The 21279-nt window shown below is 30.9% G+C and carries 19 protein-coding genes; 5 read left to right on the top strand and 14 right to left on the bottom strand.

All coding sequences use genetic code 11. From position 1 onward, the window contains the following. Positions 1-85: 85 nt before the first annotated feature. From GYM72_RS03985 to GYM72_RS03955, 7 genes are all read right to left on the bottom strand, one after another. The gene (locus GYM72_RS03985) at positions 86-697 is read right to left on the bottom strand and encodes a J domain-containing protein (protein ID WP_220264779.1); all 612 of its coding nucleotides are present in this window, start codon (positions 695-697) and stop codon (positions 86-88) included. A gap of 146 nt (positions 698-843) precedes the next feature. Further along, positions 844-2493 carry a ribonucleoside-diphosphate reductase subunit alpha gene (locus GYM72_RS03980; RefSeq protein ID WP_105297435.1) on the bottom strand — a complete coding sequence of 550 codons (1650 nt, stop codon included), beginning with the start codon at positions 2491-2493 and terminating at the stop codon, positions 844-846. An 8-nt stretch (positions 2494-2501) separates the two neighbouring features. Beyond that, entirely contained in the window at positions 2502-2795 is a 294-nt protein-coding gene (locus GYM72_RS03975; protein ID WP_220264778.1) for a hypothetical protein, read from the bottom strand. Then, on the bottom strand, positions 2796-3770 hold the full coding sequence (locus tag GYM72_RS03970; protein ID WP_220264777.1) for a ribonucleotide-diphosphate reductase subunit beta: 975 nt from the start codon (positions 3768-3770) through the stop codon (positions 2796-2798). A 296-nt stretch (positions 3771-4066) separates the two neighbouring features. Then, the gene (locus GYM72_RS03965; protein WP_220264776.1) at positions 4067-4942 is read right to left on the bottom strand and encodes an NAD kinase; all 876 of its coding nucleotides are present in this window, start codon (positions 4940-4942) and stop codon (positions 4067-4069) included. 15 nt (positions 4943-4957) lie between these two features. Then, positions 4958-5614, bottom strand: coding sequence for a CBS domain-containing protein (locus GYM72_RS03960; RefSeq protein WP_220264775.1), 657 nt, complete (start codon positions 5612-5614; stop codon positions 4958-4960). 39 nt (positions 5615-5653) lie between these two features. Continuing rightward, positions 5654-6001 (bottom strand): MmcQ/YjbR family DNA-binding protein, encoded by a 348-nt coding sequence (locus tag GYM72_RS03955; RefSeq protein ID WP_220264774.1) that lies wholly within the window; start codon positions 5999-6001, stop codon positions 5654-5656. Positions 6002-6107: 106 nt separating this feature from the next. Between GYM72_RS03955 and GYM72_RS03950 the strand changes: the two genes are divergently transcribed. Then, entirely contained in the window at positions 6108-7352 is a 1245-nt protein-coding gene (locus tag GYM72_RS03950; protein ID WP_220264773.1) for a D-alanyl-D-alanine carboxypeptidase, read from the top strand. Here the strand turns inward: GYM72_RS03950 and GYM72_RS03945 are convergent, their stop codons facing one another. The 7 genes from GYM72_RS03945 to rbfA form a co-directional block, all read right to left on the bottom strand. Continuing rightward, positions 7353-8471: a hypothetical protein gene (locus GYM72_RS03945; protein WP_220264772.1), complete on the bottom strand. Its 1119-nt coding sequence runs from the start codon at positions 8469-8471 to the stop codon at positions 7353-7355. It lies immediately after the preceding gene. A 141-nt stretch (positions 8472-8612) separates the two neighbouring features. Continuing rightward, positions 8613-9203 (bottom strand): hypothetical protein, encoded by a 591-nt coding sequence (locus GYM72_RS03940; RefSeq protein ID WP_160556523.1) that lies wholly within the window; start codon positions 9201-9203, stop codon positions 8613-8615. A gap of 17 nt (positions 9204-9220) precedes the next feature. After that, the gene (locus GYM72_RS03935; protein WP_220264771.1) at positions 9221-11641 is read right to left on the bottom strand and encodes a TonB-dependent receptor domain-containing protein; all 2421 of its coding nucleotides are present in this window, start codon (positions 11639-11641) and stop codon (positions 9221-9223) included. 114 nt (positions 11642-11755) lie between these two features. Beyond that, on the bottom strand, positions 11756-12079 hold the full coding sequence (locus tag GYM72_RS03930; RefSeq protein ID WP_220264770.1) for a hypothetical protein: 324 nt from the start codon (positions 12077-12079) through the stop codon (positions 11756-11758). Positions 12080-12156: 77 nt separating this feature from the next. Next, positions 12157-13080, bottom strand: a complete 924-nt coding sequence (gene galU, locus GYM72_RS03925) for a UTP--glucose-1-phosphate uridylyltransferase GalU (RefSeq protein ID WP_160565384.1) — start codon at positions 13078-13080, stop codon at positions 12157-12159. Positions 13081-13242: 162 nt separating this feature from the next. Further along, positions 13243-14424: an ABC transporter permease gene (locus tag GYM72_RS03920; RefSeq protein WP_160549983.1), complete on the bottom strand. Its 1182-nt coding sequence runs from the start codon at positions 14422-14424 to the stop codon at positions 13243-13245. 12 nt (positions 14425-14436) lie between these two features. Beyond that, positions 14437-14796 carry a 30S ribosome-binding factor RbfA gene (gene rbfA, locus GYM72_RS03915; RefSeq protein WP_220264769.1) on the bottom strand — a complete coding sequence of 120 codons (360 nt, stop codon included), beginning with the start codon at positions 14794-14796 and terminating at the stop codon, positions 14437-14439. A 399-nt stretch (positions 14797-15195) separates the two neighbouring features. Here rbfA and GYM72_RS03910 point away from each other — a divergent pair, with 399 nt between their 5' ends. From GYM72_RS03910 to GYM72_RS03895, 4 genes are all read left to right on the top strand, one after another. Then, entirely contained in the window at positions 15196-16065 is an 870-nt protein-coding gene (locus GYM72_RS03910; protein WP_160542257.1) for a mechanosensitive ion channel family protein, read from the top strand. 301 nt (positions 16066-16366) lie between these two features. Next, positions 16367-16900, top strand: a complete 534-nt coding sequence (locus GYM72_RS03905) for a MarR family winged helix-turn-helix transcriptional regulator (protein WP_160556517.1) — start codon at positions 16367-16369, stop codon at positions 16898-16900. Positions 16901-16902: 2 nt separating this feature from the next. Then, a complete protein-coding gene (locus GYM72_RS03900) occupies positions 16903-18051 on the top strand; it encodes an efflux RND transporter periplasmic adaptor subunit (RefSeq protein ID WP_220264768.1) in 1149 nt (382 codons plus the stop codon). A gap of 57 nt (positions 18052-18108) precedes the next feature. After that, on the top strand, positions 18109-21264 hold the full coding sequence (locus tag GYM72_RS03895) for an efflux RND transporter permease subunit (RefSeq protein ID WP_220264767.1): 3156 nt from the start codon (positions 18109-18111) through the stop codon (positions 21262-21264). The last annotated feature ends 15 nt before the right edge of the window (positions 21265-21279 follow it).

Here is a 21279-nt window from a genome sequence, read left to right as displayed (position 1 = left end):
CTTACAATATATCTAATTTTTTGGCTTTAAGATTACAATTTCAAACGGTAACGTCTGTTTTAGCCTATTGTTTAATTCCATTAATTTATGGAACAAACATTTGTTTTATTTTATAAGTAAACTTTGAAAAAATAGAGGTAAAAAAATACTTGTTTTCCGTCTGATTAGTAGAGAAACTAATAAGAGCTACAAGACTATGATCATTATCGGCTAATTTTAATAGCTTGATTATGATTTTTTCTTTATCTAAAGATGGTAAAAACTTTATACATTTTAAATTTTCAATTATAATCAGCTTACGAACTTCTTTATCACTTTTTAAAAGTAAGAAGTTGATATTTTCATCAGACAATAATTTTTCCAACCCTGAATATAACGCATTTTTACTTATTTTATTAATACCTCTATCATAAATGAATTTACGAATATCCTGAAACTTTTTCAAAAAAATATAAGGTGTAATAGGTTGAGAATAATAAGAAATTTTTTTTCTGTACCTTACGTCATAATTTTTACGAAATTCTTCATTGGATAAAATATGATATGCTTCGTTAATATCTATAAAAAGCTTTTCATTATCTTTATTATTTAAATTCCTATCCGGATGATATTTAAGAGCTAATCTTCTATAAGATTTTTTAATTTCCTTACGCGATGCAGTCGGATCGACTTCTAATATAGTATAAAAATCTTTCATTATTTTAGGCTACAACCAGTATTAAAAAGAACATTTGGCACAAATATAAGCTATTTAAAATACATTTACACCGATTGATAAACATTTAAACGAAAAAAGACTATTTAAAAATAGTCTTTTTTTAAGATATAAGATAGTTATAATCACTACGATTCACAGCTGCTGCAATTAACCAAATTAACCACCAGCTCTTTGGCCACACTTTGACTTCTTTGATAATAAAGAGTTTTAATACCTAATTTCCAAGCTTCTATTAATAATCGGTTTACCTCTTTTACCGGAAGTTCAGCAGGTATATTTAAATTCAAAGACTGGGATTGGTCCACATATTTTTGTCTTATAGAGGCCTGTTGAACAATTTCCAATTGGCTGATCTCTTTAAAAGTTTTGAAAACTTGTTTTTCTTCATACGATAAATCTTTTAAATGTTGTACACTTCCACCATTTAGCATAATACTTCTCCAAGTGTCTTCATTATTAATATTTTTCTCTGTAAGAAGCATATCCAAATACTTATTTTTACGCATGAAATTACCTTTGGAAAGACCCGCTTTGTAGTAATTGGAACTGAACGGCTCTATCCCCGGCGAGGTTTGACCTAAGATCGCAGAAGATGAAGTGGTTGGCGCAATAGCCAATAAAGTAGAATTTCTTCTTCCATAACCTTTTAATAATTCTGGTTCTCCGTAAATTCTGGCTAAATCTTCAGTTGCTTTATTGGATTTATCCTGCAGATATTTAAAAATCTCAACGGTTTTTTGTTTAGCAACCATTCCTTCAAAAGGAATCATGTTTTTTTGCAAATAAGAGTGCCATCCTAATACACCTAATCCTAGTGCTCTGTGCTTTTTAGCAAATTTATTTGCGGGTGACAAGTAATAATTACCTTCTGTTTTTACAATAAATTCCTGTAAAACAGCATCCAAAAAGAATACGGCTAATTTTACTGCTTCCGTGTCTTTCCATTCATCATATAATTCCAAATTCATGGATGAAAGACAACATATAAAAGATTCTTCTTCTGTGGAAGGAAGCATGATTTCAGAACAAAGATTAGAAGCATGAATAACCATTCCTTTATCTTTGTATACCTGTGGCTTATTTTTATTAATATTATCAGTAAAGAATATATAGGGTAAACCTTTTTGTTGACGACTTTCTAAAACTTTAGCCCAAATTTTTCTTTTATCAATATCTCCGTCAATCATTTCCTGCATCCAATAATCAGGAACGCATATACCGAAAAATAAATTTTGAATTGGATTTCCTATATCGCGTATGGATAAAAATTCTTCAATATCGGGATGATCAATATCCAAATAAGCTGCAAAAGCCCCCCTTCTCACTCCCCCTTGAGATATGGTATCCATGGCAGTATCAAATAATTTCATAAAACTTACCGCTCCACTACTTTTGCCATTATCCGAAACCGCTGATCCTCTTTCTCTTAAAGCTCCAAAATAACCGGAAGTACCTCCGCCAATTTTGGTCTGCATGATTACTTCTCCTAATTTATGAGTTATTCCTTCTATACTGTCAGGAATATGAACATTGAAACATGATATAGGCAATCCTCTTTCTGTTCCCATATTTGCCCATATGGGTGAGCTTAAACTCATCCAGCCCCTTTCAATCATTTCCTGAAAAGCTTCTTTTAGTTCAGGTTTGTATAATCGTTGAGCTGCAGCGGAAGTAATACGATCAATTGCTCCTTCAACCGTCTCTCCCTTTAGAAGATACCCCCTATTTAATATTTGTTCACTTTCCGAATTTTTCCACCAAAGTTTTTCGCTCATAATATATATTAATCTAATCTTTTAACCATTAATTCTAATTTACCTTTTAATCCGGTTTCATTATTTACTGCCATTCTTCTTAAAAAATACCCGTTATCTTTTCCTTCTTCATCAATAAAAGGCATTTCATATATTTCAGATAAAGAAAATACTCGAAGATATCCTGAAATTATTTCTATTAACTCTTCCCATATTTCTATATGACGATCTCTGTCTTCTAATTTGGTAGCAATTTCTCTTTCGATAGTTGCATTAAAATCAAGATATATAAAATTGGCTTTAATTAAATAAAAATCTCCCATTTAAAATAAATCGTTTTCAGTTATACTTTTATCATATTTGGTATATTCGGTAGGTCTTTTCGCAAAAAAGTCGTCCAAACTATTGGCAAATACTTCCTCTTCAAACCATGCCATTGGTTTGTATTGCTCTGGTGTAACATGATACAACCGTTCCATTCCTATTTGTTGTAAGCTTTCATCTACCCTGAATTTCATGAAGTTTAGGAGATTTTCTTTTTCAATTGAGTTTACTTCTCCTTTCTCAAATATCCAATCTAATATTTTACCTTCAATGATGATTGAATTCTTAACGGTATCTTGAATGTGCTTAATGGTATCTTCATCAAAAAAGTCGGGATATTCTTCTTTAATTTTATTAACTAAATAGATTCCCGCATTTGCATGAATTTGCTCATCTACCGAAGTCCAACCAATGATATTGCTAACATTTTTCATCAGACCTTTAAATCTTGTAAATGATAAGATTATGGCAAATTGACTGAATAAAGATACATTTTCAATAAGAATGGTAAATAAAATAAGTGATACTACGTATTTTTTTCGGTCATCGGATTTAGCATATTTTAATGCATTATCTAAGTATTCCACTCTTTCCTTGATAACGGGAATTTCCAACAACTTTTCGAATTCATTATTATATCCCAAAACCTCCAACAATCTTGAGTAAGCTTCTGAATGTCTAAATTCACATTCCGCAAAAGTACTTCCTAATCCATTGAACTCCGGCTTTGGAAAATGCTGATATATATTTCCCCAAAAACTTTTAACAGCGACCTCAATTTGGGCAATTGCTAATAAACTGTTTTTGATTGAATTTCGCTCTCTGTCTTCTAAATGCGAATGAAAATCCTGTATATCGGCGGTAAAATCTACTTCTGAATGTACCCAATAGGCATGATTGATTGCTTCTGTAAATTGTAAAATTTCAGGGTATTCAAAAGGCTTGTAATTAATTCTTCTATCAAATATTGACATAATCCTTAATTTATTTTTCTTTTTTTATAATTTTTACTTTATTTTTAAAAGACAGAAAATTCTTTATAAGAGCCGGTCTCGTGTATAATTTTTAACGTATACAAACCCTTACACTCAAATTTTATAATCTTATGATTTTTATAATTAACTTTCTTTCAATTAATTAATTCTTTTGTTTTAGGCTCTTACTATGTATTTAAAATTAAAAATATTTAACATACTTGACTCTAGAGAAACTCAAAAGATATTAAGAAGTTATAAACACAATTTTATTTTGAATTGAAAAAACAAGTTTTTTAATTCCTCGAATCAGTTCCCCATTTTAATTTTTCCCGAAGATTTTTAAAATAAGAATAATTATTATACTTGACTATTTTTATTTTAAATGGTGCTTTTTTTATGATTATTTCATCGTCTATTCCTACCGTATTATATCGTGAATCCAGACACAAGGAATATTTTTCCGATCTACTATGAACTTTCAAACGTATTTCAACATCATCTTTTAAAATTAATGGTCTTACATTTAAATTGTGCGGACAAATTGGGGTTATAACAACAATATCGGCTTTAGGATAAATGATGGGTCCTCCACAACTTAAAGAATAGCCCGTTGAACCGGTAGGTGTGGATATAATTAAACCATCTGCCCAAAAGGTATTCAGAAATATATTATCTACATAGGCATCTATGGTTATCATTGAGGTTGTATCCTTACGCATTACTGCAGCTTCATTTATGGCATAAGGCAAGAATTTATGAAAATTACTTTTCACTTCTAATACGGAACGTTCACTTATAGTGCAATTACCATCTAAAATATGGGGCAATTCTTTCAAAAATTCATTTTTCTGAAATGTGGCTAAAAATCCTAATCTCCCTGTATTGATTCCCACAATCGGAATATTAGATCCTTTAATATAAGCAACAGTAGACAAAATAGTTCCGTCTCCACCAAAAGTAAATAATAATTGGGTTTCTTTTGGAAGCCCTTTCTTTTTGGTGAAAGGAATAAAGCCGGGATTTTTTAATCCTAACATTTCTTCTAATTCCTTTACGTAGGATTCATATACATAAATGGTTATACCTTTTTTTTCTAATTGTTGAAAAAAAGCCGCATAAAGTTCATAATCTTCTTTGTGAACTACTTTTCCATATACACCTACTATCATTGAATTATAATTAATTTATACTTCCATAAATTTTTGCAACTGATCAAATCTCTCTTTTAAAAGCTCTTGCTTGGAATCTTCAAAGTATTTGTTGGAAATTTGATATCCAAATCTCTCGAAAGTATCTCCAATGGAACTTATATTTTCTGCACTAATTTTAAGTACTATTTGAGTTGAGTCTTCATCGGTATTGACTAATAACATCCCTAATATCCTTCCATTATTGCTTTCTACTATATTCGATATTTCACTGGTAGAATATTTTTTTATAGGAGTCGTAATGATCATAAAAACTCCATATTCGGTAGTAAATTGAAAGGAGGCTAATTCATCAATAACTGTTTCCTCTAATACTACTCCTAAAAATTTTTCTTGATAGGATAAGATTGGGATTATATTGGTTTCATTTTCGCTAAAAACGCGTAAAGAATCAAAAAGTATAGCACTATCAAGTAGATAGAACTGTTCTAAATCTAAAAGATGATCTTTTAATGATTCTGATTTATCTAAATCTCTAATGATATTTAAACCTATATTTCCTTTTACTCTTTCTTTACTTATAACAGGATAATGGCTAACTCCCAGATCAATCATCAATTGCTCTGCTCTTCCAACGCTGTCATTTTCATAAAGAGTTAATACATCATTTGAAATATAATTGGTAATTATCATTATGCTAAGATATAATAAGATTTTTGAGTAACCAAAATTTTAAAATTTTGTTCTTCTCTTTTTAGTTATTTTTTTAAGCACCTCTGTATAAGATAGTTTAATAAGATTTTTTATAAAATCATCCGTTAAATTTCCATTCATAAAAACTGTATTCCAATACTTTTTATTCATGTGATATCCGGGTTGTATTTCCGAATAATTTTCTCTTAACTCCAATGAATATTCTGCCTCACACTTTAAAATTATCTTAAAATCCGGATCATATAAATTCGTTAATGCAAACATCTTACCCTTTACTTTAAAAACTAAAGTTTTTTCATCAAAAGGAAAACATTCTTCCACATCTGAAAATTGTAAACAATATTCTCTAAATTCTTCGATATTCATAGATTGATTAGCTTAAATTTTAAAAATTTTAAATTTAAGATAAAAAATTAGATTATAAGATTTCATAGTAGTACATTTGAATGAAATGCTATAAATTAGTTATCATATGAAAAAAATATTTTTTATAGTTTATTATATTTTGATAAGTATATCTCTTTATTCACAAAAAACATTTTTAATTAACCATTTTGATTCTGATTTTTATACAAAACAGTGGGCCGGCTTTTATTTATATGATCCTGTGCAAAAAAAGGAAATTTTTAATTATAATGGTAATAAGTATTTTATTCCGGCATCCAATGTAAAAATTTTTACCTTATATACCGGATTGAAATTAATTTCTGATTCTATACCTTCCCTAAAATATGTTTCCAAAAATGACACGCTTTATATTTGTGGAACAGGAGATCCAACTCTATTGGAACCCTATTTTAAACAAAATAAAGTAATTGAATTTTTAAAAAATCGAAAAGAAACTATAGCTTTATTTACAAAAAATTTTGATGATACTATTTACGGCCCCGGTTGGTCTTGGGAAGATTATAAAGAATATTTTTCACCCGAACGCACTTCTTTTCCTATGTACGGAAATTTAGTAACTATTTCTTCACCAACTCAAGTATATCCCTCTTATTTTATAAATGATGTACTATTGGACCATAAAGAAATTGTAAGAGATTTAAGAAAAAATAAGTTTCATTACTCCGATAATAAAAAAATGGAGATACCCTTTATTACTTCCGATTCGTTAACTAAAATACTTTTAGAAAGAGAACTAAATAAATCCGTTTATTTAACCGAAAAATTTCCCAAAGAAAAACCTTCCTATTTATATAGCATACCCGGCGACAGTTTATACAGGAGAATGATGGTTGTAAGTGATAACTTTTTAGCAGAACAAATTCTACTGATGGGAAGTCTTTCCATTTCAGATAAATTAAACAGCTCCTCTGCAATAAATCTTATGTTATCTTCTTACTTAAAAGATTTGCCACAAAAACCCAGATGGGTTGATGGATCCGGACTTTCCAGATATAATAATTTTACTCCTAAGGATATGGTTTATGTTTTAACTAAGCTCTATGAAGAAATTCCGTATAAAAGATTAATTTCTTTATTTCCGGCAGGAGGAGTTAGTGGAACTTTAAAAAATTATTATAAAGGGAATCCGCCGTATATATTTGCAAAAACAGGAGGAATGAAAGGAGTATCAAACCTGAGCGGATATTTAGAAACCAATTCGGGAAAAGTATTGATATTTAGCTTTATGAATAACAATTTCCAAGGTTCATCCGGGGAAATAAAGGAGAAGATGCAAAAAGTATTGGAATATGTGAGAGATTATTATTAATCAATGTTTCACAGCACATGTGGATATTTGCGTAGGTATATTTCTGCTAAATTCTATTCCAAATCCAAGTTCTCCGTAATCATTCCTACCCCATCCCCATAAGCTCCCATCTTCTTGGATGCCTATACTATGCTCAAAACCGGCGGAAACTGTTTTCCATTGGGAATGATCCAATAATACGGGGGAATTTTTATTAACTTGAGTTCCGTCTCCTACTTGTCCGCTATTATTCTTTCCCCATCCCCAAAGTGAACCGTCTTCTTGAATACCTAAGGAATGGTATTCTCCTGCAGCAACCATTTTCCATTTAGAATGACCGATACGAACAGGAAAATCTTTATCCCGATTGGATTTATCACCTAATTGGCCAAATTCATTGTATCCCCAAGCCCAAAGGCTACCATCTGCTTGAATTCCTAAAGTATAGTCAAATCCGGACGTAATGTATTTCCATTTACTGTAACCAATTCGAACAGGAATATTCGAGTATTTAAATTGGTCAGTCCCTAACTGCCCGTCTTCATTATTACCCCACCCCCACAATGTCCCGTCTTCCTGTATTCCCATACTATAATTAAAACCGGCCGTTATAGATTTCCATCTTGCATTTCCTATTTTAATCGGTTTATTTTTATCGTCGGTGGTGCCATCTCCTAACTGACCTTCTTCATTGCTTCCCCATGCCCATAAAGTACCGTTTTCTTTTATAGCTAATGAGTGATATTCTCCAGCGGAAACACTTTTCCAATTGGAATGATCAATTTGAACCGGATAAATTTTGGTATAGTTAGTTCCTTGACCTAACTGACCATTATCATTCAATCCCCATCCCCATAGGGAACCATCTGACTTTATACCTAATGAATGATTGTAACCGGAATACACCAATTTCCATTTTTTGGAAAGATCCACTTCGGTTGGGAGAGACTTATTTTGGTCGGAGCCATCTCCTAATTGTCGTTTATCATTTTTTCCCCAGCCCCATAAAGATCCATTATAATGTATACCCAAACTGTAATAATTTTTTACAGATATATACTTCCAGCATGCATTAATTTGTGCATTGATTTTACTTATAGATAAACACGATATTGCCAATAATAAACAGTTAATTTTCATACAACGTTAGTTTTTCTATTTACTATAATTTTATAGTATATATAAAATATACTTAATAAGTAATTTGATTAACTTATTAAGATTAATTTATAATATAAACAAAAGATGTATGAGTTTTATTATAGATTATACAATTTTTTATTAATTATTTTGTAAATTAACATTAAAATGAGCTTCTAAATCAATTTCACCACCTAATAATGCTGCAGAAGTTGCTTCAGGATCTTTCTTTGCCGGTTGATGCAGTAAATAAATATACACCGTTGAAAAAGCTTGATCTTCTACGGTCCACACTGTATGATGTCCTAACTTTCTGCCTAATGTATCAATATTATCATAATCAGCATAGGTAATGCTTAACCCTTTAGAATCAACCTTTTGATATAATACAAAATGATCATCGGCATCTTCAATAAAAATTTCATCGGTCAAATCGTGTAAATGATTTTCATGTTGTGAATAAAATTTTATTTCAACATTATACGTTCCTGTGGGTAAGCTAATATCCGTAATCGGTATTTCGGTGCTTCCTTCCGGTACTTCGTAAACATATTCTCGAATTAAATTTGGGTCTGAACTATTTCTAAATTGCAATATCACCTTTGACATTTCATCGTGATCGTGTTCCGGTAGGGAATTTAAAATGTCATCTCTGTCATGGGAAGAACAAGAAAAAATAGTAACTAAAAGTAAAGTTAACGGTAACCAAAAAATTAAATTTTTAATTTTCATATATGTATTGTATATTTTTAAAAGTTAAATTGTATTTTTAATAAAAAGCTTCTTCCGCTTTCGTCCGTATAATAACGCAACCGATTCATATAATCTCTGTATGCGGTGTCAAAAATATTTTTTACACCTAATGAAATATTCATCGTGTGTATGGTTGTGATATCGAATGAAAAACCGGTAATAAAATCAAATAGCTGATAAGCAGCAGGAGGAGAACTAATATCTAATGTTTCCGAAACCACTGCTCCATTTTTCACTATGTCAATTTCAAAATTATAATTAGGAAAGTGCGTTTGCTTAAACACCGAAGTGGAAGTAAGTTTTGCAAAATAATTTCTCCATTTTTTATTTTTATATTCTATTGAATTGATCCATTGCAAAGGAGGCATGGAAATTAAGGACGTTTTATTTTTTATATCATTTCCTCTCAAATAAGAAAAATTAGTGGAAAATTTCAATGGTCCCAATATTTGATAATCAGCCATTACATCGATACCGTAAATTTTAGCATTGGTTTGTTTATATTGCCAAACCGGAAATGCTCCTCTAATCGTATATTCAGCACTTACAGGAATTGAGTTTATAAAATCATTTATATAATTATAATAAGCCGTTAATTCAAAAGTTAGCTTATTATCCAATCCAAGCCCTTTATAGGTTGTCATGAACTTATTAGACTTCTCATTTTTTAAGTCTAGGTCTCCCAATTCAATAGCTGCGGCTGAATGATGCAATCCGTCGCTAAATAATTCACTTGGGTTGGGTGCTCGACTGCTTAATGAATAATTAAATGTAATTTCATCAAACATTCCCAACTTTAATTTTAAGCCTAAAGTAGATGCAAAACCGTTATAGGTAAGAATCGGATTTACCAAATAATTAAGACCGGTATCTTTAAGTATTTTTTTTGAATATTTTTTATCGTAACCCAAAGATACCCATCGGCTTTTTTTATAAAATTTTAAAGCATCTATTTTTTGATGATCAAATCGTATTCCTCCTTCGATTAGTAATTTTTTATTTATGGTAAAATATTCAATCCAATAGAAGGAATAATTATTTTTTTCATAAAAGGGGATTAATGGACTTACGCCGGTTCCAGCATTTGGAAAATTTTCTTGATAAGAATAGCCGCTTCCTAATTTTGTTTTAAGCTTAGTATGGGCAATCGATTCGTAATCTAAATTGAGAGTATGTGTAGTTAAATCCAAATTGAGAGACGCCTTGTCGGCAAGTTCGCTTCTTCTGATATCATATTCTTTCCGATTATTAAATTGATATCCGTACACTAAACTTAATTTACCAAAATTAAAATTATAATGAGTATTGAATTTAAATAAATTATGCTGAATTTTCTGTTTGGGCGCATCAATTTTCATCGTAAAATCATCAATAACTAAGGGTTGTTTATTATTGATGGCATTTAAAAGATTTTCCAGGTTACCTACATGCGCTGCTTTTAAAATCCCAGTGTCTGAACCGAAATAACTATAGAATAATTCAATGCCGTAATTTCTTTGATTTTTACCTACTTGAATTGAAAAATCATTTTCTTTAAGCCCCGTATTAGACATAATATAATCAGGCGCTGATAGATCTCCGGATCTTTTATAAGTACCTTGTAAGCGCATAGCCCATCCTTTTTTCCATCCTTTTTCAATTTGGGCTGTAGTATTTCCTCCTTTGCCGTTGGAAACATAGGAAGTTATAAGACTTCCCGTAAGAGTATCTTTTGTATATAATTTTTTTGGTTCAACCAATACGATACCCCCAGTAGCATCGCCCGCATATTGTAATGCTCCCGCTCCTTTAATGATTGAAATGGAATTGGCAACATTAAGGTCAATATCCGGAGCATGTTCAACACCCCATTGTTGATCTTCCTGTCTTATGGCATGATTAAATATGGGCACTCGGCTGCTATGCAATCCATGAATAATTGGTTTAGCTATATTATTTCCCGTTTTTAATATACTCACTCCTGCAATCGAAGCTAATGCACTAGCTAAGTTAGTATCCGAAAATTCATTAATTTGATTTTTGGTTAATTTATTTTCTGTTGAAGTTTTAGTTTTTCCTAAAGATTTTCCAACAGTTACTATTTGTTGTAATTCTTTTTCATTATGTTCTAATGAAATATCTTGATTTAAATTATTCTTTACTGTTATTTCTAATGTTTGAGAACTATAGTTAGGATGTGAAATGATAAGTCGATACATTCCTGGACAAACATTGGAAATAGTATATTCTCCGGATAAATCAGTTATTGTTATGGATTCTTTTCCATTAGTTGCTATGAGCTGTATAGAACCGTTTTTTATACCACGAGTGGAATGTAAATCGGTAAGTTTACCTTTAATATGCAAGGTACATTGAGCATACGATTTTATATTTAATAAAATAAGAAACGTAAAAAAAACGTATATTGTCTTTTTCATAAAATAATTATTATAAGGTATGACTTAACTAAAAAAGTTATATCCTTTAAAAAGATATAAATACGGATCTTTTTTTTTAATTTTTATTAAAAAATCCGCATCATATTATTATTTTTATGAAAATTTAGGAGGTGGCCTGTTGAAATAATTAGATTTATTTATATTTTTATAAAATATAAAGGTATAAATATCTTCAGGGTGATTAATTATTTCAGAGTGATGATGAAGTATAAATGTTGGGTCTTCCGCTACATCAAATAATTGATATTTTCCTAAATGAAAAATAGTATGACATTGTTGGCAATGATCATGACTAATTTTGTTTACTTTATGTTGTTCTAAGTGAATATATTCCTGTATAGAAAATATCTTAAATACGAATACTATCGAAAATAAAAGATAGATAATTCGTATTTTATTGGAATGAAGAAATTTCACTTTAGATTGTATAAATTATTTGGAAGCAAATTTAAATAAAAAAAATCTTTCAACTTTATGAAAGATTTTTTATTTTATTATTTTTTGCTAACTACAGCTAATTTTTCTTTTTCTGCAATTTGTTTTTTTTCAAGTTCTTTGCCCAATTCAATAATGTAGTCATGCAAACTATCTTTTATTTGTGGATGGACTAAACCATATTGAATATTAGTTTTCATAAAACCGAATTTATCTCCTACATCATAACGGGTACCGCAAAAATTACGAGCAAAGACTCTTTGAATTTTATTTAGTGTATCAATTGCGTCTGTTAATTGAATTTCACCACCGGCTCCGGGAGCTTGATTTTCCAAAATACTAAATATCTCAGGGGTCAATAAATATCTACCGATAATTGCCAGATCACTGGGAGCATCTTCCGGCTTGGGTTTCTCTACAAAGTTGAGCACATTATACAACCCTTTTTCAATTTCTCTTTCAGGAGCGATAATTCCATATTTTGAAGTTTCCTCATGGGGAACTTTCATTACTGCAATGGTAGAAGCATAGGTTTTTTCAAAATCCATAATTAATTGCTTTGTTAATGGTATTTTATCTTCCATTATATCATCTCCTAACATTACCACAAAAGGCTCATTACCTACAAATGCTTTTGCTTGTAATACAGCATGTCCTAATCCTCTAGGATGAGACTGTCTAATAAAATGTAAATTTATATCAGTCGTTTCTTCAACGAGTTTTAATAATTCCGTTTTATGCTTTTCTCTAAGATTAGCTTCTAATTCAGGATTGGAATCAAAATGATCTTCTATAGGTCGTTTTCCTTTGCCGGTTACAATTAAGATATCTTCAATACCGGAGTTTATAGCCTCTTCTACTATAAATTGGATAGTAGGTTTATCTACAATAGGAAGCATTTCTTTAGCCAATGCTTTTGTAGCTGGTAAAAACCTGGTACCTAAACCAGCAGCCGGAATAACGGCCTTTTTTACTTTTTTCATAATTTTATAAATAACGGTTAAAAATAGCTAGTTCAATAAAATATATAAATGATTTATTTATGTTTGTTAATTCATATTTTATTTTATACAAATATAGAAAAAATGAACTTCAATTTCTTTCAATTAACAATATTAAATTAATTATTTAAATAAAAAAACATTTTAAAAATTTAATTTTCTCGACGATAAAAATGATACAGAAAATCCTATAAATAATACAGTAATCAATACAATAAGATAGTTAGTAAGATCGAATTTAACCGGAAATGGCATAAAAGGATTTGCCATTACTAGTCCGAAATTAGATTGTAACCAGGTCAAAAAGGTTCCTAGTACTATACCTATAACAACTCCAAACATGGTTATGATAATACCAATGGTAAAAAATAATTTTTTTAATCCTGAAATGCTATATCCCAGAGCAATAAGCGATTTGGATTGATATTTCTTATCCAATATAATAATAATAATAGCCCCCGCTAAATTAAATGAGGCAATTATAATTACTAAAATAAATATCAAATAAATAAACAATTGCTCCACTTTCATCATTTTTAAAAAAGAAGCATCTTGCTCTTGTCTATTTTGAATGATATAGTTCTTTCCCAGTTCGTCTTTTAATTGCTTTTGCAAGGATTTTACATTGTTCTTAACTTTTAATTCAATAGAAAAAGCACTATTAGGAGGTAAATTCAAAAGATTGCGTGATAACTGTATGGGTACAAAAATATAATTTTCATATTGATCATTTAAAGCAAATACCCCTGTCATATGCACCGTTGCTTTTTTAAATGCATCATCCGTATTAGATATCAATTTTTTCCCCGGCTTAGGCATATATAAAGAAGCGTAATATTCTTTATCAATAGGAACACCCAGACGATAGGCTAAAGCATTACCAAAAGCTGCTTCATTATCGGAAGATGTGTTAGGAAATTTACCCGCTTGAAAACAAGTATCGATTTTTACAACTTTCAAAAAATTTTCATCCACCCCTTTAAGATATGCTATTTCATCCTTTTCATAAAACAAAACATATACTTTCTCTTCTATGACTTTCGTAAATGCTTTAACTTCTGAATGAGAAGAAAGAATTTTTTCAACCCGTTCAATATCAGGCAAGGTTTTACCTGTTGCAGGTAAAATTCTTAGATCGGGATTTACATCACTAAAAAGTTTAATATTAAAACTTTCTAATCCACTAAACACCGAAAGGATAACAAACATTGCACAGGTAGCAATCGCTATGGCCGTTAAAGAAGTATACATAATGATACTTACAGCTTGAGTGCTCTTTTTGGATATAAAATACCTGAAGGCTATGTACCAGGATAGATTTTTCACAAATTACAAAAATTACAAAATAGGATTTTCATCTTTGCCTTTTAAAGCTTTCTCTATCTTTTCAACTGTATCTAAGGTTACATCAAGATAAAATATCAATTCGGGAACTTGCCTTACCTGTTTAGCAATTCTATCACCTAAAATTTTTCTAATTTTTGGATTAAGAATTTGTATTTCCTTAATTAAGGCCTCTCTGTACTCTTGCGGATAAATACTTAAATAGACTTTAGCCACTCCTAAATCTGAAGACACTTTTACTTCGGTAACAGATATTAGTATTTTAGAATTCATCTCCGCTGATTGTTTCCTAAAAATTTCAGCTAACTCTTTTTGTAATAATTGATTTATTTTCTTTTGTCTATTGCTTTCCATAACTATTTTACAAATTTAGATAATTTTAAGTACTGCAAAAATTTTAATTTTATAATCTTATTTCTATTTAATTTTTCAAACTACTTTACATTCACTACGTTATATCTATAATTTATATTAATTTATAATTATTAATTTTCATTTTATACGTATCAATTTTTTTTATAATATACTATATGTATTTTAGTAATTATTTACCAAAATAAATAAAGTTCTATTAAAATAACCGGTAAATTATAATTTATCAGAAAAAAGTGAAACATTCAACAAATAAAAATTTCAGACGGATAAACTATTTTTTCTAATATCTTAATAACTCGAAGATTTAATTATAAAATAGTATTATTTTTGCTTATATATATAATAATGTATAATTAATAGATAATAAATAAATTAAAAATGAATTTGTACCAAGTAAATCATCAATCAATTTCCAACGAAATAATCAATCCCACAGCTATTGAAAAATTGCTAAATAAATTACTTGATTTGGTTTATGATCTGGGAATAAAAATTGTTACCTGCTTAGTGGTTTATTACCTGGGAAGGTTTTTAATAAAATGGATTGAAAAATTATTTCATAAATTTTTAGAAAGGAGAAAAATTGATCCTTCTGTCAAGTCATTTCTGGGAAGTCTATGTAATATTACATTAACCATTTTGTTGGTTTTGTCCATAATTGGAATTTTAGGAATTCAAACCACCTCCTTTGCAGCATTAATTGCATCTGCCGGTTTGGCTATTGGTATGGCAATGAAAGACAATCTTGGAAATTTTGCCGGAGGAGTCATGATTCTTTTTAACAAACCTATAAAAATTGGAGATCACATCTTAGCTCAAAATCAAGAAGGAGTGGTGCAATCCATTGGTATATTATATACAGTTTTAACGACCGGTGATAATAAAACCATCTATATCCCTAACGGACCATTATCCACAGGATCCATACTTAATTTTTCTACGCAACCACAAAGAAGAATAGATATAACCATAGGGGTTGATTATGGAACTTCACTTCAAGATGTCAAAGACATTCTTAATGAAATTATCAGATCTAATACTTCCATATTAAAGTCTCCTGAACCTTTCATTGGATTATTAAAATTAAATGACAGTTCTATTGACTTTGTAATTAGGGTTTGGGTTGAATCATCCAACTATTGGCCAGTTTATTTCTTTCTCAATGAAAACATTTATGAGAAATTTACACATGCCAAAATTAATATACCATTCCCTCAGCTTACCGTGCATATGGCCAATGATAATTAATAGCTAAAACTAGCTTTTTAAAAATCTAGCTTCCCTTTAAACTAACTTAATTATTTTGAAAAATTTTACGAATGTCTTTAAAAATTTAAGTTAAAAATTTATTCATATTGTTAAAATAACTATATATTTGCACCGTCAAATATTTAGGTCAAATACATTTTGGCTTAGTATTTGATATTGTAAAACACGATTAATAAGCACACTTATTATATGGAAACTTATAAATTTAACAAACATTAATTTGTATTTTAGTAAGTATACATATTATATTTGCACTTTCAATTTTTGTTAAAGAAAAATTATGCAAACTAATTATAAGGGATTTCTCCTAAATATTACAGATAGCGACAAAACAGGATTTCTGCTTTGGAAAGTAAATAATCTTTGGCAAAGAGAATTTAAAAAAAACTTTGAACACTTAGATTTGACACATAGCCAATTAGTTTTGCTTTTATCTATTTTATGGGGAGAAACTAACCAGACCGAAGTAACTCAAAAAGGCCTTTCAGATAAAGCAGGTATTGATCCCATGACTACTTCTACCGTTTTACGAACATTACAAAAGAAAGGATGGATTAAAAGAAAATTTAACAAAAAAGATTCGAGAACTAAACTAATTTCATTAACAGAAGATGGAAAATCAATTATTAAAGATGCAACTAAGATTATAAAAAAATTCAATACATCATTTTTTAGTTCATTAAAAGATCAACAAAACCAATTTCAACAAAATTTGGTAACTCTTTTAGATGACGATATCTATACTGATGAAATTAAAAAAACTTGTTGTAAAGAATACGAATTTAATAATATCAATAATTTAGAAAAATCATAAATATGAAACTCAGAAAAATACAAATTATAGCTTTGCTATTCACTGCTGCAACATCCACATTGTATGTGTCTTGTGGCGGTGATAAGAAAAATGCAGCAGGTATGGCTGCTATGGGCGGGCAAGCCAATCAAGTGTTACCCTATCCGGTAAAAGTAGTTAGTTCACAAACTGCTGTTTTGGAAACAGATTATCCGGCAACCATAAAAGGTGAAGAAGATATTGAAATTCGACCAATGGTTGAAGGATTCATAAAAACAATTAATGTTGACGAAGGTTCTGTAGTTAAAAAAGGACAAGTTTTATTTACATTGGATGCTCCACAATACAAACAAAATGTATTAAATGCAGAAGCTGCCATTAAAACTGCAAAAGCTCAAGTTGACAATGCAGTTATGGATGTAACAAAAATCACCCCTTTGGTTGAAAAAGGAATTGTAAGTAAATATCAATTAGAATCTGCACAATATGCTTTACAGACTAAACGTGCCGCTTTAAATCAAGCACAAACTGCTTTAGCTATTGCGAACACTAATTTATCTTATACCGTTCTTACCAGTCCGGTTAATGGAATTGTTGGTTCCATACCTTATCGTTTAGGTAGTTTAGTTAATAGTACCACTACCTTAACTACTGTGGCGAATACTTCCAATGTATATGTATATTTTTCTTTAAATGAAAAGCAATTATTGGATTTCCTTAAAAATACCCCGGGAGCAACTCAAGCAGAAAAAATTAAAAAATCCGAACCGGTGACTTTAATTTTAGCTGACGGTACGGAATATAATGAAAAAGGAAAAATTGAAACTATCAACGGTATTGTAAATACATCTACAGGTTCTGCAAATTTCAGATCTAGTTTTCCTAACCCGCAAGGTATTTTAAGAAGTGGTTCAACCGGATCCATACGTATCAGTACAACTGTTGAAAATGCTTTGGTTATCCCGCAAAAAGCAACCTTTGAAATTCAAGGTCAAACTTTTGTTTTCGTGGTACAAAAAGATAATAAAGTAAAACAAGTAACCATTAAAGTTACTCCAACACCGGATGGACAATCCTTTATCGTAAATTCAGGATTAAACGAAAACGATAAAATAGTTGTTAACGGAATCCAGAATTTAAAAGAGGGAATGGAAATCAAACCTCAACTTTAATTTTCTTAACGTAAAAAGAAGTATTATAACTTTAAATAATAAAAAAGAAATAAAACAATGCTTAAAACATTCATAGAAAGACCCGTTCTTTCCACAGTTATATCCATTATAATTGTGATTCTGGGTATTTTAGGGGTAGTTTCTCTACCGGTTGCCCAATATCCCGAAATTGCTCCGCCAACGGTACAGGTAACTACAAACTATCCGGGAGCAAATGCCGACGTGGTCATGAAAAGTGTTATCATTCCATTGGAAGAACAAATCAATGGAGTTGAAAACATGACTTATATAACATCGAGTGCAACCAATGACGGTAGTGCTACCATTACAGTCTATTTTAAACAAGATGCGAACCCTGATATTGCTGCCGTTAACGTTCAAAACTTGGCAGCTCGTGCCAACAGTTTACTTCCATCGGAAGTAACCAAAAACGGGGTGATTGTACAAAAAACACAAAGTAGTAATATCTTGTTTATCGGTTTAGTTAGTAAAAGTAAAAACTACGATCAAAAATTTTTACAAAACTATGCGAACATCAACATATTACCTCAGATAAAAAGAATCTCCGGAGTGGGTGATGCTCAAGCTAGAGGTGCTAATACCTATTCCATGCGTATATGGTTGAAACCTGACGTAATGGCAACGTACGGTATTACTCCTGCTGACGTAAATGCTTTATTAGCAGAGCAAAACTTAGAAGCAGCTCCCGGTGCATTAGGTGAAAATAGTGCACAAACATTTACCTATACGTTAAAATACACCGGTCGTTTAGTAAGTACTGAACAATTCGGTGATATGGTTTTAAAATCTCTTCCAAATGGAGATGTTTTACGATTAAAAGATATAGCAAGAGTGGAAGTTGGTTCTGAAAACTATCAAATTACTTCTACCATCGACGGAAATCCATCTGTAATTATCAGTATTGCGCAAACTGCAGGTTCTAATGCACAACAAATTATCAACGAAGTTGAAAAAGTTTTAGATAATGCAAAAAGTTCTTATCCTCCGGGAGTAGAAACTGTATATATGATGAATGCGAACGATTTCCTTAATGCTTCCATTGAAAAAGTTATTCATACCTTATTTGAAGCATTCGTATTAGTATTTATCGTTGTTTTAGTATTCTTACAAGATTTACGATCTACTTTGATTCCTGCCATTTCAGTTATCGTGGCTATCGTAGGTACATTCTTCTTCTTGTTAATATTTGGATTTACCATTAATATTTTAACCTTATTCGCATTAATTTTGGCAATTGGTATCGTGGTGGATGACGCGATTGTGGTCGTCGAGGCCGTCCATGCTAAATTGGAAGACGGAATGAAAGATGCCAAAAAAGCTTCTTTACATGCGATGGACGAAATAGCAGGAGCAATTGTAGCTATCACATTGGTAATGTCTGCAGTGTTTATTCCGGTAAGTTTTATTGGTGGAACCTCAGGAGTTTTCTATAAACAATTCGGGTTAACCTTAGCGGTTTCTATTGTACTTTCTGCGATTAATGCGCTTACGTTGAGTCCTGCATTATGTGCATTATTATTAAAACCTCATGATGACAAAAAACAAAATTCTGTTGTTAAAAAATTAAAAGACGGATTCAACGGAGCTTTTGAAAGTTTAACCAACAGATATAAAAAAGTTTTAATTTGGACCTCTAAAGCTAAATGGTCTGCATTTGCAATTATTATTGTTTTCTGCGGAATTTTATATTTTCTTATGAAAACAACTCCTACCGACTTTGTACCTCAAGAAGATAGTGGATTTATCATCGGGGATATAAGTCTTCCTCCGGCTTCAACACTTGAGCAATCAACAGCTATTGCTAAACAAGTATTTGAAGTTGCGAAAGGAATTGAAGGAGTATCCAATGTTGCTCAAATTAACGGTATGAGCTTTATTAGTGGTGCGGGAGGAAACTACTCCGTAATATTAGTAAAATTAAAACCGTGGAAAGAGCGTCCTAAAATCCAAATAAACGATGTAGTAAAACAACTGTTCATTAGAACAGCAGGAATACAAGGTGGTAAGATTATCTTCTTCGGAACTCCTACCCTTCAAGGTTTCGGTATCAGTAACGGATTTGAATTCCAAATTCAAGATAAAACCGGAGGTGATATCCGTAAATTCTCTGAAATCAGCGGTAAGTTCTTAGGAGCGTTAAATCAACGACCTGAAATCATGTATGCAACTACTTCATTCAACCCGAACTATCCTCAATACCAAATTAATGTAAATGTTGCTAAAGTTAAACAAGCCGGTTTAGCCGTATCAGACATTTTAGGTGCTTTACAAGGATACATTGGTGGTGTATATGCTTCTAATTACAATGAATTCGGTAAACAATATAAGGTTATGATCCAGGCAGATCCTAAATACAGAAAAAATGTAGAAGATCTTAATGGAATGTATGTAAGGACCAATAGTGGAGAAATGGCACCAATTGCCGGATTTATTACCTTGACTAGAGTGTACGGTCCGCAATCTCTACAAAGATTTAACCTTTACCAATCCATACCTGTAAATGGACAACCCAATGCAGGATATAGTGCCGGTGATGCGGTTAGAGCTATTGAAGAAGTTGCTAAACAAACGCTTCCTCAAGGATATTCTTTCGAATATTCAGGAATGACCAGAGAGCAAGTGAACAACAGTGGTTCACAAACTGTTTATATTTTCTTATTGTGTTTGATTTTCGTATATTTCTTATTATCAGCTTTATATGAAAGCTACATTTTACCTTTAGCTATTATCATTTCTTTACCTATAGGTTTAGCAGGAGCTTTCTTATTCGCTAAATTATTCGGAATTACAAACAATATTTATTTACAGATCAGTTTAATTATGCTTATCGGTTTATTAGCGAAAAACTCTATTTTGATCGTAGAGTATGCAGTTCAACGTAGAGAGCATGGAATGAGTATCATTGATGCTGCCGTTGAAGGTGCCGTTGCCCGTTTAAGACCTATATTAATGACCTCCTTTGCATTTATTTTCGGATTATTCCCGTTAATGGTAGCAACCGGTGCAGGAGCTGTTGGTAATCGTTCAATTGGTACAGCTGCTATTGGTGGTATGTTAATTGGTACTGTAATTGGATTAGTAGTTACTCCTATGCTGTTTGCAGTATTCCAATCTTTACAGGAAAAGGCAACGCATAAACCTTCCGTGGTTTTAAGAGAACAAAACGATAACGATGATGATGATGATGAATAAGTATAACAAAATAAA

The sequence above is a fragment of the Apibacter sp. ESL0404 genome (assembly GCF_019469245.1).
Lineage (GTDB): Bacteria > Bacteroidota > Bacteroidia > Flavobacteriales > Weeksellaceae > Apibacter.
The sequence above is the reverse complement of the archived record's forward strand: the minus strand, read 5'-3'. Positions and strand labels throughout refer to the sequence as shown.